This window comes from Nocardioides albertanoniae (assembly GCF_006716315.1).
In the GTDB taxonomy this organism is placed as follows: domain Bacteria; phylum Actinomycetota; class Actinomycetes; order Propionibacteriales; family Nocardioidaceae; genus Nocardioides; species Nocardioides albertanoniae.
In genome coordinates, this window is record NZ_VFOV01000001.1 from 2152750 (window position 1) to 2165013 (window position 12264).

At 69.3% G+C, this 12264-nt stretch carries 12 protein-coding genes; 3 read left to right on the forward strand and 9 right to left on the reverse strand.

The genetic code is table 11. The features are described from left to right. Positions 1-62: 62 nt before the first annotated feature. The gene (locus FB381_RS10265) at positions 63-1661 is read left to right on the forward strand and encodes an ABC-F family ATP-binding cassette domain-containing protein (protein ID WP_141780203.1); all 1599 of its coding nucleotides are present in this window, start codon (positions 63-65) and stop codon (positions 1659-1661) included. Positions 1662-2021: 360 nt separating this feature from the next. On the opposite strand, the gene FB381_RS10270 is transcribed toward FB381_RS10265, so the two are convergent. Genes FB381_RS10270 through FB381_RS10290 form a run of 5 tightly spaced genes read right to left on the reverse strand, consistent with a single transcriptional unit; the run spans position 2022 to position 6253 of the window. After that, positions 2022-3254 (reverse strand): cytochrome P450 family protein, encoded by a 1233-nt coding sequence (locus FB381_RS10270; RefSeq protein WP_141780204.1) that lies wholly within the window; start codon positions 3252-3254, stop codon positions 2022-2024. Between the two features lie 35 nt (positions 3255-3289). After that, on the reverse strand, positions 3290-3892 hold the full coding sequence (locus FB381_RS10275) for a GTP-binding protein (protein WP_141780205.1): 603 nt from the start codon (positions 3890-3892) through the stop codon (positions 3290-3292). Further along, positions 3873-4235 (reverse strand): DUF742 domain-containing protein, encoded by a 363-nt coding sequence (locus tag FB381_RS10280; RefSeq protein WP_141780206.1) that lies wholly within the window; start codon positions 4233-4235, stop codon positions 3873-3875. The genes FB381_RS10275 and FB381_RS10280 overlap by 20 nt, the downstream gene beginning before the upstream one ends. Positions 4236-4239: 4 nt before the next feature. Next, the gene (locus FB381_RS10285) at positions 4240-4626 is read right to left on the reverse strand and encodes a roadblock/LC7 domain-containing protein (RefSeq protein WP_141780207.1); all 387 of its coding nucleotides are present in this window, start codon (positions 4624-4626) and stop codon (positions 4240-4242) included. Then, positions 4616-6253 (reverse strand): ATP-binding protein, encoded by a 1638-nt coding sequence (locus FB381_RS10290; RefSeq protein ID WP_170225125.1) that lies wholly within the window; start codon positions 6251-6253, stop codon positions 4616-4618. The genes FB381_RS10285 and FB381_RS10290 overlap by 11 nt, the downstream gene beginning before the upstream one ends. Before the next feature lie 260 nt (positions 6254-6513). On the opposite strand from FB381_RS10290, the gene FB381_RS10295 reads away from it, so the two are divergent. Beyond that, a complete protein-coding gene (locus tag FB381_RS10295) occupies positions 6514-8397 on the forward strand; it encodes an ABC transporter ATP-binding protein (protein ID WP_141782694.1) in 1884 nt (627 codons plus the stop codon). Positions 8398-8534: 137 nt separating this feature from the next. Here the strand turns inward: FB381_RS10295 and FB381_RS10300 are convergent, their stop codons facing one another. Next, entirely contained in the window at positions 8535-9404 is an 870-nt protein-coding gene (locus tag FB381_RS10300) for an SURF1 family cytochrome oxidase biogenesis protein (protein ID WP_141780209.1), read from the reverse strand. Between the two features lie 66 nt (positions 9405-9470). On the opposite strand from FB381_RS10300, the gene moaA reads away from it, so the two are divergent. Continuing rightward, on the forward strand, positions 9471-10517 hold the full coding sequence (moaA, locus tag FB381_RS10305) for a GTP 3',8-cyclase MoaA (RefSeq protein ID WP_141780210.1): 1047 nt from the start codon (positions 9471-9473) through the stop codon (positions 10515-10517). 242 nt (positions 10518-10759) lie between these two features. Here the strand turns inward: moaA and FB381_RS10310 are convergent, their stop codons facing one another. Genes FB381_RS10310 through FB381_RS10320 form a run of 3 tightly spaced genes read right to left on the reverse strand, consistent with a single transcriptional unit; the run spans position 10760 to position 12232 of the window. Next, positions 10760-11698: a nucleoside hydrolase gene (locus FB381_RS10310; protein WP_141780211.1), complete on the reverse strand. Its 939-nt coding sequence runs from the start codon at positions 11696-11698 to the stop codon at positions 10760-10762. A gap of 13 nt (positions 11699-11711) precedes the next feature. Beyond that, entirely contained in the window at positions 11712-11912 is a 201-nt protein-coding gene (locus tag FB381_RS10315; RefSeq protein WP_141780212.1) for an acetone carboxylase, read from the reverse strand. Beyond that, a complete protein-coding gene (locus FB381_RS10320) occupies positions 11912-12232 on the reverse strand; it encodes a DUF3099 domain-containing protein (RefSeq protein WP_141780213.1) in 321 nt (106 codons plus the stop codon). The genes FB381_RS10315 and FB381_RS10320 overlap by 1 nt, the downstream gene beginning before the upstream one ends. Positions 12233-12264 lie beyond the last annotated feature (32 nt).

Below are 12264 nucleotides of genomic sequence, written 5' to 3' on the forward strand. Positions count from 1 at the left end.
CTTGCGAGCCACACCCCTGCACGACCGCACCGAGCCCCTTCAAGAGACAGACCACGACTGCGATGATCACCGCACATGACCTAGAAGTCCGCGTCGGCGCCCGACTTTTGATGGAGAACGTCTCCTTCCGCGTCGGCCCCGGCGACAAGGTCGGACTCGTCGGCCGCAACGGGGCGGGGAAGACGACCCTGACGAAGGTGCTCGCCGGCGACCATCTGCCTGCCTCCGGCAGCGTCTCCAACACCGGCGAGATCGGCTACCTGCCCCAGGACCCGCGGGTGGGCGACCCCGAGGTGATCGCCCGTGACCGCATCCTGTCCGCGCGCGGCCTCGACGATGCCGTACGCCGCATGCGTGAGGCCGAGGAGCAGATGGGCTCCGATGACGGCAACGTGCGCGAGAAGGCGATGAAGCGCTACCAGCGCGCCCACGACGAGCTCGACGCCGGCGGCGGCTACGCGGCCGAGACCGAGGCGCTGCAGATCGCCCAGTCGCTCGGCATCCCCGACCGGATCATGACCCAGCCGCTCAAGACCCTCTCCGGTGGTCAGCGCCGCCGGGTCGAGCTGGCTCGCATCCTCTTCTCGAGCGCTGAGGTGCTGATCCTCGACGAGCCGACCAACCACCTCGACGCCGACTCGATCATCTGGCTGCGCGACTGGATGAAGTCCTACAAGGGCGGCTTCATCGTGATCTCCCACGACAACGACCTGCTCGCCCAGACGGTCAACAAGGTCTTCCACCTCGACGGCAACCGCGAGGTCATCGACATCTACAACATGCCGTGGAAGCAGTATCTGACCCAGCGCGAGACCGACGAGGCGCGCCGCAAGCGCGAGCTGATGAACGCGCAGAACAAGGCCAAGACGCTCACCGACCAGGCCAACAAGATGCGCGCCAAGGCCACCAAGGCGACCGCTGCGCAGAGCATGCTCAAGCGTGCCGAGAAGATCATGTCGGGTGTGGAGGGGGAGCGGCAGCAGGAGAAGGTCGCCGCGATCAAGTTCCCCTCGCCGGCGCCCTCGGGCAAGACCCCGCTCACCGCCAACGACCTCTCCAAGTCCTACGGCGCCCTGGAGGTCTTCACCGCCGTCGACCTGGCCATCGACCGAGGCACCCGGGTGGTCATCCTGGGGCTGAACGGCGCCGGCAAGACCACGATGCTGCGCATCCTGGCAGGTGTCGACCAGCCCGACACCGGCGAGGTGGTCCCGGGCCACGGGCTGAAGGTGGGCTACTACGCGCAGGAGCACGAGACCCTCGACACCAAGAGGTCGGTGCTGCAGAACATGCAGTCGGCCGCGCCGCAGCTGACCGACACCGAGGCGCGCACCGTGCTGGGCGCGTTCCTCTTCACCGGCGACGACGTGCACAAGCCCGCCGGCGTGCTCTCCGGCGGTGAGAAGACCCGGCTGGCGCTGGCCTCCCTGGTCGTCTCCGCGGCCAACGTGCTGCTGCTCGACGAGCCGACGAACAACCTCGACCCGGCCTCTCGCGAGGAGGTGCTCAACGCCATCCGCCGCTACGAAGGCTCGATCGTGCTGGTCACCCACGACGAGGGCGCCGTGCACGCGCTCGAGCCCGACAAGGTGCTCATCCTCCCCGACGGCGTCGAGGACCTGTGGAACGAGGGCTACGCCGACCTGGTCTCGCTCGCCTGAGCGTCCTTCTCTCTCGTCGAGTCGGCTCGTTCTGACCTGATCCGTCGTCGAGTCGGCTCGTCATGACGAGCCGACTCGACGCGGATTTCAGTGAGGACGAGCCGACTCGACGCGGATTTCAGTGAGGACGAGCCGACTCGACGCGGATTTCAGTGAGGACGAGCCGACTCGACGCGGATTTCAGTGAGGACGAGCCGACTCGACGCGGATTTCAGTGAGGACGAGCCGACTCGACGCGGATTTCAGTGAGGACGAGCCGACTCGACGCGGATTTCAGTGAGGACGAGCCGACTCGACGCGGATTTCAGTGAGGACGAGCCGACTCGACGAGGTTTTCGGTCAGGACGAGCCGACTCGGCCTCAGATGAGGGGGCGGGCGAAGCTCACCGGCATCGAGGTCGGGTAGCGGTAGGAGAGCGAGTCGGTGTTGCGCGGGATCTGGTCGGCCGGCACCGCGAGGGTGACCTCGGGCAGGCGCTCCACGACCGTGCGTACGGCGGCCTGGACGATGATGGTGCCGGGACGCTGCGCGGGGCAGGCGTGCGGGCCGGCGCTCCAGGACATGTGGGCCCGGTTGCCGATCTCCAGCCACGGGTCGCCGCCGGTCATCAGCGGATCGAGGTTGGCGGCCGCGACGCACGGCACGACCGCGTCGCCCTTGCGGATCAGCTGGCCGCCGAGCTCGACATCGCGCATCGCGAAGCGCGGCGTGATGTTGTAGCAGGGTGGGTCGCGCCACATGACCTCGTCGATCGCCTGGTCGACGTCGAGGCGGCCACCGCGCAGCCGGCCGGCGAAGCGCTGGTCGGAGAGCATCAGCAGCAGCGTCTGGGTGATCGTGGCGATGGTCAGCTCGTTGCCGGCGATGATCATCACGATCATCGCCTCCATGACCTCGTTGTCATCCCAGAGGCCGGGGTCGTCGATGAGCCGCGAGGTGAGATCGTCCTCAGGCTCGGCGCGGCGCTTGGCGATGTGCTCGACGATCTCGACGGCGAGCTCGATGACGCCCTCCTGGGCGAGTTGTCCGCCGCCGAGCACCTTGTGGGCGGCCTTGCGCATCGCGTCGCCGACCTCGGAGCCCATGCCGAACATCGCGGCGACGGAGAGGAGCGGGATCAGGACGGCGTAGTCCTGGACCAGGTCGGCCTCGCCGCGCTCGAGCATGTCGTCGACGAGGCTGTTGCAGATGCCGCGTACCTGCGCGGCGTAGCCGTGCTCGTCCATCTTCGACAGGGCGCGGTCGACGGGCGAACGCAGCCGCCGGCGGAGCTCGCCGTCGTTGTGGAAGGAGTTCTGCCGGGTGGTGACGAACGGGTAGATCGGCATGTCCGGGAGGATCTTGCCCTCCTGCACCGCGGTCCAGTTGTCGCCGTTGCGCGAGAAGACGTCCTCGTTGCGGATGACCTCGCTGAACTCTGCGTAACCCATCGCGAACCAGCACCGGATCCCGGGAGTCATCTCACCGGGCGCCACCGGACCCCACTCCTCGCGCAGGCGAGCATAGGTCGCTCTCGGGTCGCTGCCGACGGTGTCGTCGACGGAGACGAGGTCGGTGAGATCGGCAAGACGTACGGTGCGGGTGGGTGTCATGGGCTGGGTTGCCTGTCCGGTCGAGCGGTCGCGGGTCAGTGGGTCTTCAGCGCATGGCGCACGAGGGCGGCGAGTGCCCTGGCGCACGCGTTGCGGTTCTTTGCATTACACACCACGATCGGTGTCTCGGCGTCGAGGTCGAGCGCCGCACGGATCTGGTCGGGCTCGTAGTTGGGGGCGCCGGGGAACTGGTTGATCGCGACCACGAACGGCAGCGACGTACGCGTCTCGAGCTGGTCGAGGACCTCGAACGAGTCGGCGATGCGGCGGGTGTCGACCATGACCAGGGCGCCGGCGGCGCCTTCGGCGAGGCCGGACCACAGATCCCAGAACCTGCGCTGTCCGGGCGTGCCGAACAGGTAGAGCGCGATCTCCTCGGTGAGCGTGATCCGGCCGAAGTCCATCGCCACCGTGGTCGTCGTCTTCTCGGGCGTGTCGTCGAGGGAGTCGATCCCCTTGCTGGCCTGGGTGATCGACTCCTCCGTGCGCAGCGGGTCGATCTCGCTGACCGACCCGATGAGCGTCGTCTTGCCGACGCCGAAGGAACCGACCACGAGCACCTTGACCGACTCGACGACCGTCGGGGCCAGGTAGTGCTGATCGCTTCGGCCGTCGTTCTCAGAGGTGGTTGAGGGCATGCAGGACCTTCTGGAGGGTTTCGCGGGAGGGGCCGTCGGTGGTGTCGCTGCCGGGCCGGATGCCGATGAGACCGGCGTCGATCATGTCGGAGGCGATCACGGCGAGGACGCTGACCGGCTGGCGCAGGTGGACGGCCATCTCCGCCATCGAGATGACGCCGAGACACTCGGAGAGCACCTCGCGCTGCTGGCGGCCGACGGTCTCGGGAGCGGTCGCCGGGCTGGTGTGGCCGACGAGGAGGGTCGCCGGGGTCAACCGGTGGGTGGGCCGGGCGCGACCGCCCGTGCGCACGTAGGACCGGATCGGGTGGTCGACGTAGTCGTCGGAGGTTTCCTCGACCATGGGTTCAGATCGAGCGTCTCGGGGTGCTCATCGCGCGCTCCCCGATCATCAGCACCGTCGCCTGCATCTGCTGGGCGACGAGTGCGGGGTCGATGCTCATCTCGGTGACCACCGCGAGGCGGGAGCCGTCGCCGGCGCCACGGATGAACAGGAATCCGCCGTTGAACTCCACCATCACCTGGCGCGGATGTGCGTCGGCGCCGAACTGACGGCTGACCCCGTGGCCCAGCGAGGTCAGGCCGGCGCACGCCGCGGCGAGCTTGTCGGCCTCCTCACGCGGCGTGTGGTCGGTGCGCACCCGGACGAGCCCGTCGGCGGAGAGGACCACGACATGACGTACGCCGCGCACTCCCGCGACCAGCTCCAGCATCCAGCTGTTCTCATCGGTCATCGTTCCTCCAGTGGTTCTCGGCGGCGTCGGTGCCCGCTGTGGTGCTGTCGTGCTGAGCTGGGATCGTGGTGGCGGCCGGGGTGGGCGGCGAGCTGAGGAAGCTGCTCATCCACGCACCCGCCTGCTCGGCGGTCGGTTCCGGTCGCGGCGCGACGAACTGGTTGACCGCCGACTGCTGGCCGGTCGCCGCGCGCTCACCTCGCTTGGATCGCCGCTGCGGGAGTCCGTCGGAGGTGAACAACGATGGCTCGGCGCGGACGGGATCCGGGGTGGGACCGGACGCCGGATCGGGGGCGGGGTCGGGCGCCGGATCGGGCGCGGCCGGCGTCTGATGGACAGGCCACGCGGGCGTCGACGAGGCGGGTGGCGCCTTCGGCGCCCGAGCGAGCAGCGCGTTGGGGATGGAGGTCGAGACCGGCGTGCGCGGCGGCGGCACCTGGGAGCTGCGCGGCGCCGTGCGGTCGGAGTCGACCGGAGGCAGGGGAGTGGTCATCGCCTCGGGCACCAGCACGGCGACCCGGAGGCCACCGTGGACCGACTCGGTCAGGTCGACCCGGAAGCCGTGGCGGCGCACGTAGGTGCCGACCACCGCCAGCCCGGTCTGCGGGATCTCGCCGAGGTCGGGCAGCCGGACATGCCGGGTGCCGGTGGCGATCTCACGCATCCAGGCCAGGTTGGTCTCGTCCATGCCGACGCCGGCGTCGTCGATCTCGAGAGCCGCGCCGCGGCGTACGGAACGGATCGTGACCAGCACGTCGGTCGCCGGAGGCGAGGACTGGGTGGCGTTGGCGAGGAGCTCGGCGATCATGTGGATCAGCGGCTCGACGAAGGCGCCCTGCACCGCGACCGGCGGGTCGCCCTCCACCCGCACCCGGCGATAGGCGGTGATCCGGCCGGCGGCTCCGTGCACGACGTCGGCGATGGCCAGCGGGTCGCGCCAGTGCTGTCCGGGCTGCTCTCCGCACAGGGTGGCGATGCTCTGGGCCAGCCGCGCCTGCTGCGCCGCGGCATGGTCGACCCGCATCCCCGCCTCGAGCACGTCGGGCTCGGCGGGGAACTTGGCCACCATCCGCGTCGACTCCTCCTGGATGCGGTGGGCGGAGGCCTGGACCTTCCGCGAGAGCGACAGCACGGCCACTCGCATCCCCGGCTCGCCACCTCGTCCGGCCGAGTCGGCGGCGGTGACCGAGTCGTCAGCGCTCGGCGTCGATTCTGCGGTCTCCGCGATCGAGACGTCACCTGTGTCGGCCGAGCCGGCAGCGGCGTACGCGGAATGCTCGGCCGGAGGCGCCCAGACGGCGCCGTCGTTCGTCGATTCCGCCGGCTCAGCGGCCTCGGCGGTCTCAGTGGTCTCCGTGGGTTGCGGCTGCGCGAGGTCGACCGCAGCCTGCGCGGGCTCAGCGGTGGAGGTCGGTGCGGGGGTGGCGGCCGGGTCGTCGTAGGCCATCGCGGCCAGCCACAGCGCGAGGCCGACGACGGGCACGCCCGTGACGATCCAGCGCCACAGCCACTGGTCGCCGTCGGCGGACATGAAGATGACAGGGGAGAGCGCGACGTAGAGAAGGATCGCGGTGCTGCAAAGCCAAGGTCCGGCTCGATGGAGCCGGACCAGGAATGGACGAGTCATGTCGGGGCACCTGGTGTGGGGGTGAGCAGTCAGTGGCATGGACCCGCGGGCCAGGGTGTTCTGGACGGTTCCTGATCCAGCCACCCGGAGACCGGCGCACGCACGCGCCACACTTCATACCACCAACAGAGCGCTTGGTCACCTTTCTGGCGTGATCTTGGCCATATTCCGCCGGTACGTCCTCGGAGGGGCCGAACCCGTCCGGCTGTCCTCGAAGGGGCCGAGCGCGTCCGCCCGACTAAAGTGGCGACGTGTCACAAATGGGTCGAGGTTTCGGTGCGCCCGGTGGCGCCATGGGCGGTGGCGGGATCATGCGAAACCTGCGGGCCGACCGCACGGTGCTCCAGCGTGGGTTGCCGAAAGGCACGCTGAAGCGGGTCGTCTCCTACGCCGGCCCTCACCGCGCGCTGATCGCCGCATTCTTGGTGTTCACCGTCTTCGACGCCGCGCTCGTCGTGGTGACTCCGCTGCTGACCCAACGCCTGATCGACGACGGCGTGCTCCAGAAGGACGTCACCGTCGTGGTGTGGCTGGCGGCGGCGATGGCGCTGGTGGCCGTGGTCGACATGGCGTTCGGGATCATCTCCGGCTGGCTCTCGACGCGGATCGGTGAGGGGCTCATCTTCGACCTGCGCACGCAGGTCTTCGGCCACGTGCAGCGTCAGTCGCTGGCATTCTTCACCCGCGCGCAGACCGGTGCGCTGGTCAGCCGGCTCAACACCGACGTGCTCGGCGCGCAGCGCGCGTTCACCTCCACCCTGTCCAACAGCGTCTCCAACCTGATCTCGCTCGTCGTGGTCGGTGCGGCGATGCTGGTGCTCTCCTGGCAGGTGACGCTGATGTGCGTCGCGCTCTTCCCGATCCTGTTCCTGACCTCGCGCTGGGTGGGCCGCCGGCTGGCCGGCCTGACCCGCGAGCAGATGGACGGCAACGCCGCTCTGGCCACCACGATGACCGAGCGGTTCAACGTCGGCGGCGCGCTGCTGCTCAAGCTCTTCGGACGTCGCGACGAGGAGGACGTCGCCTTCGCGCAGCGCGCCGACGTCGTACGCCGGCTGGGCATCCGGATCGCGCTCCTGACCCGTCTCTTCGGGGCCACGATGCAGATGGTGCCGGCGCTGGCGACCGCGCTGGTCTACGGCGTCGGCGGCTGGATGGTGATCAACGGCCATGTCACGCTCGGCACGCTCACCGCGCTCGGACTGCTGCTGGTGCGGCTGCTCGGACCGTTGCAGGCGCTCTCCAACGTACGCATCGACGTGATGACCGCGCTGGTCAGCTTCGACCGCGTCTTCGAGGTGCTCGACCTGCCCTCGCTGATCCAGGAGAAGCCCGACGCCGTCCAGGTACCGAAGGATGCCGCGTCGGTGCGGTTCCGCCACGTCGCCTTCACCTATCCGCACTCGGAGGAGGTCTCGCTCGCGTCGCTGGAGACGATCGCGCGGCCGGAGAGCCGCGCGGTGCGCGAGGTGCTCTCCGACATCGACTTCGTCGCCGAACCCGGCGAGATGGTCGCTCTGGTCGGCCCCTCCGGTGCCGGAAAGTCGACGATCACCCACCTGATCGCGAGGCTCTACGACGTACGCTCCGGGGCGGTCGAGGTCGGCGGTCTCGACGTGCGCGAGGTGACCCTGGAGTCGCTCGAGGCGGCGGTCGGCTATGTCACCCAGGACGCCCACATGTTCCACGACACGGTGCGCGGCAACCTGCTCTACGCTCGTCCCGGCGCCTCCGACGACGACATCTGGGCGGCTCTGGACGCGGCCCAGATCTCGAGCGTGGTCTCGACGCTGCCCGACGGGCTCGACACCGTCGTCGGCGACCGCGGCTACCGTCTCTCCGGTGGTGAGCGTCAGCGTCTCGCGATCGCGCGGCTGCTGCTCAAGGCGCCCCACATCGTGGTGCTCGACGAGGCCACTGCCCATCTCGACTCCGAGTCGGAGGCCGCGGTGCAGACCGCCCTCGACGCGGCTCTGGAGGGACGCACCTCCATCGTCATCGCCCACCGGCTCTCCACCATCCGCGCAGCCGACCGCATCCTCGTCATCGAGGACGGGCGCGTCGTCGAGTCGGGCACCCACGAGACCCTGCTCGCCGGTGGCGGTCTCTACGCCGAGCTCTACGAGACCCAGTTCCGCCGCTAGCTCGTCTCCCGACGAGTCGGCTCGTTATAACGAGATTCGGCGCCGAGTCGGCTGGTTCTGACGAGATTCCGGGTCGAGTCGGCTCGTTATAACGAGCCGACTCGGCAATGTTTTCGGTCAGAACGAGCCGACTCGACTCAGGAGCGGCCGGACTTCTCCCTCTCGTACGCCGCCTGGTAGGCCGCCTTCACAGCCTGTTTCTGGGCGAGCTTGGCGGCCTTCTGCTTCGAGCGCTCGTCCTCGGCGGCTGCGGCCGGAGCGTCGCCATCGCGGCTCTGCGTACGTCGTTCGTCATACATCAGGTAGAAGAACCCGGCGATGGCGAGGATGCCGAAGAACCACCACTGCAGGCCGTAGAAGAAGTGGGGGCCGTTGTCGAGCTCGGGCAGGTCGGCCGGACGCAGCTCGGTGGCCGGCTCCGGAGACTCGGTGTCCAGATGCAGCCACCCGGTCACGACCGACTCGTCGAGGACCTCGGCGACCTGGGTGGAGGAGAGTGCGCGGGTGGCGTGGTAGCCGTCGACCTGCGCCACGTGGGTCGAGTCTCCGGTGCCGTCGGCGCGGACCCAGCCGGTGATGGTGACCTCGCCGGACGGGGGCGCGGGGAGATCGTCGAACTTCTCCTGCGACTCCGTCTGCAACCAGCCGCGGTCGACCAGCACGGCGGTGCCGTCGGAGAGCACCAGCGGAACGACGATGTCAACGCCCTTGGCGTCGTCGGGGGTGCGGTAACGCCAGATGATCGTGTCATCGACGTCGTAGGTGCCGGTGGCGGTGACGCGGCGCCACTCGTCGTTCTTCGCGACCGACCGGCCGGGAGCGAGGACGTCCTGGACAGGTGCGGGCTCGGCGTGCTCGTTGGTGCGGACGATCTGGTTGCTCGACTTGCGGTCGGCGAGACGGTCGAACTGCCACTGGCCCAGCCACCAGGTGCCGAAGGCCAAGATCAGCACGAACACGGTGAATCCGGCCCAGCGACGGCTGAGCAGGAAACGGAACGAACTCACCCAATGAGAATAACCGGGATGCGGTGGGACCTCACGATCCGGGTGTCGGCTGCCTAGACTGGTGTGATGGCGACCTCCCCAACCGCTCAGGCCGGCCAGACCGGTCCCCAGGACGCGTCCCAGCTGAGGCTTGTCGACCGGTTCGACCGGGTTGCGACGGACCTCCGGGTCTCGCTGACCGATCGGTGCAACCTACGGTGCACCTACTGCATGCCGGCCGAGGGCCTCGACTGGCTCCCCGGCGAGGAGGTGCTCACCGACGACGAGGTGGTGCGGCTGATCGGCGTGGCTACCGGGATGCTCGGTGTCGACGAGGTCAGGTTCACCGGCGGCGAGCCGCTGGTGCGGCGCGGGCTGACCTCGATCGTCGAGCGCACCCGGGCCGCGGCACCCGGGGCGGAGCTGTCGATCACCACCAACGCGCTCGGACTGGCCCGCACCGCCGAGACGCTCGCGGAGGCCGGGCTCAACCGGGTCAACGTGTCGCTGGACAGCATTCGACCCGACACGTTCGCGCAGATCACCCGCCGCGACCGGCTTCACGACGTCGTCGCCGGCCTCGAGGCCGCCGCGGCCGCCGGTCTCGGCCCCGTGAAGATCAACGCGGTCCTGCTCCGAGGCGTCAACGACGACCAGGCCGCCGAGCTGCTCGGCTGGTGCCTCGAGCGCGGCTACGAGCTGCGGTTCATCGAGCAGATGCCCCTCGACGCCCAGCACGGCTGGTCGCGCGACAACATGGTCACCGCCGACGAGACCCTCGAGGCACTCTCGGCCGCCTTCGACCTCAGCCCCGCCGAGGAGCCGCGCGGCAGCGCGCCTGCCGAGCTCTTCCACGTCGACGGCGGGCCGGGCAAGGTGGGCATCATCGCCTCGGTCACCCGCCCGTTCTGCGGCGACTGCGACCGGGTGCGCCTCACCGCCGACGGGCAGGTGCGCGACTGCCTCTTCGCGCGCACGGAGTCGGATCTGCGTACGCCGCTGCGCGCGGGCGCCCCCGACGCCGATCTCGCCGCCCGATGGGTGAAGGCGATGGCCGGCAAGCGCGCCGGCCACGGCATCGACGACCTCGGCTTCCTCCAGCCGGACCGTCCCATGTCCGCCATCGGCGGCTGAGCCGAGAAGTCACTCCTGCAGGGTGAGAAGTCGCTCCTGCAGGGCGGAGCGTCAGGCCTGTCGGCCGAGGCGTCAATTGTGCAGGTCGAGACGTCACGTCTGCAGGGTGAAGCGTCAGTTGTGACGCTTCGGTTTGCAGGAGTGACTTCTCGCCCTGCGTACGTGACGCCTCGGCCTGCAGAGGTGACTTCTCACCTTGCAGGAGTGACTTCTCGGCCTGCAGACGTGACTTCTCGGCAGGGTCAGGAGCTGGCGCGATCCAGGGCGGCGAGGACGAGGTCCCAGTAGGCGTCGACGTCGAGGGAGATCGCGACCTGGGCGTTGGGTGGCTGGTCGAGGCGGCCGTGGAGGTCGACGACGGTGGCACCGCGGGTCCAGCGACCGGCGGTCTCGACGGCGACGAAAGACCGGTGCCACGAGATCAGGGTCGGGTCGATGAGGGCGGCGATCGTGCACGGATCGTGCACCGGGGGAGCGGCGAAGTCGAAGACGTCGGAGTAGGTGCTGCCGAAGAAGCCCATGAGATCCGCGCAGGCACGCCCGACCGCGTGGTCCATCGCCCGCATCCGGGCGACGACGTCGGGGGTGGCCAGCGCCTGGTGGGTCAGGTTGAGCCCGACCATCCTGAGGTCGAGGCCGCTGGTGAGCACGATGTCGAGGGCCTCGGGGTCGGCGTAGGTGTTGAACTCGGCCGCCGGGGTGGTGTTGCCGCGTTCGGTCGAGCCGCCCATGAAGACGATCTCCGCGATCCGGGAGTGCACCTCGGGGTGGTCGCGCAACAGCAGCGCGAGGTTGGTGATCGGTCCGGTGGCCACCACGGTGACCGGTGCGGGGGCGGCCAGCAGCGACGTACGGAGGAAGTCCACTGCGCCGAGCGCATCCGGTTCAGCCAGCGGCTCGGGGAGGCTGGTGCCGTCGATCCCTGTCGCGCCGTGGATGAACTCCCCGAGGCGGGCCTCGCCGGCGAGCGGCCTGGCGGACCCGGCGGCGACCGGGATGTCGCGACGGTCCGCCAGCGCCAGGATGCGCAGGGCGTTGTAGGTGGCCATCTCGACCGAGCAGTTGCCGAAGGTGGTGGTGATGCCGAGCAGGTCGACGTGGGGGCTGCCGAGCGCCAGCAGGATCGCGATGGCATCGTCGTGGCCGGGGTCGCAGTCGAGGAGCACGGGCACCGGACGCATCTGACGACCTCGGCTACGGCTGGTGGGCAACGACGTCCTTGAGGAATCCTCGCGCTCCCAGGAAGTCGCTCAGCGACTGCTTGTGCGCCTCGCAGGCGAGCCAGATCTTACGGCGATCGGCGGTGTGGATCTTCGGATTGTTCCACTGCAGCTCCCACGAGCCCGGAGACTGGCAGCCCTTCGCGGAGCACAGGTCGGAGTCGAGCGCGCCCATCAGAGCTCGCGCCCGTCGCGGGCGTGGTCTGATCCGCCGGGGAGCTCACGGCGGCCGTAGGGGGAGTCCAGCAGGTTCATCTCGTCGCTCTTGGTGTTGGTGGCGTTGGCCATCACGACCGCCACGTAGGGAAGGATCAGGGCGCCCGCGATCAGGATCGGCCACAGCCAGCCGATCCCGGCGAGGCCGGCGATCACTGCCCCGATGAAGCACAGGGAGCGGATCGACATCGAGATGGCGTAGCGCTTCTGTCGGACCGCGATGTCCTCGGCACGGCTTCGGCCGGCGGTCGTGATCCTGATCGATTGCGCCTTGGACATACCGCAAGTCTAGGTCGTGGCCGATGACCGGC

Bases quoted from the DNA above. Each gene is read 5' to 3' on its own strand.
- FB381_RS10265 (WP_141780203.1), top strand. From the start codon at position 63: ATGATCACCGCACATGACCTAGAAGTCCGCGTCGGCGCCCGACTTTTG.
- FB381_RS10270 (WP_141780204.1), bottom strand. From the start codon at position 3,254: ATGACACCCACCCGCACCGTACGTCTTGCCGATCTCACCGACCTCGTC.
- FB381_RS10275 (WP_141780205.1), bottom strand. From the start codon at position 3,892: ATGCCCTCAACCACCTCTGAGAACGACGGCCGAAGCGATCAGCACTAC.
- FB381_RS10280 (WP_141780206.1), bottom strand. From the start codon at position 4,235: ATGGTCGAGGAAACCTCCGACGACTACGTCGACCACCCGATCCGGTCC.
- FB381_RS10285 (WP_141780207.1), bottom strand. From the start codon at position 4,626: ATGACCGATGAGAACAGCTGGATGCTGGAGCTGGTCGCGGGAGTGCGC.
- FB381_RS10290 (WP_170225125.1), bottom strand. From the start codon at position 6,253: ATGACTCGTCCATTCCTGGTCCGGCTCCATCGAGCCGGACCTTGGCTT.
- FB381_RS10295 (WP_141782694.1), top strand. From the start codon at position 6,514: ATGGGTCGAGGTTTCGGTGCGCCCGGTGGCGCCATGGGCGGTGGCGGG.
- moaA (WP_141780210.1), top strand. From the start codon at position 9,471: ATGGCGACCTCCCCAACCGCTCAGGCCGGCCAGACCGGTCCCCAGGAC.
- FB381_RS10310 (WP_141780211.1), bottom strand. From the start codon at position 11,698: ATGCGTCCGGTGCCCGTGCTCCTCGACTGCGACCCCGGCCACGACGAT.
- FB381_RS10315 (WP_141780212.1), bottom strand. From the start codon at position 11,912: ATGGGCGCGCTCGACTCCGACCTGTGCTCCGCGAAGGGCTGCCAGTCT.
- FB381_RS10320 (WP_141780213.1), bottom strand. From the start codon at position 12,232: ATGTCCAAGGCGCAATCGATCAGGATCACGACCGCCGGCCGAAGCCGT.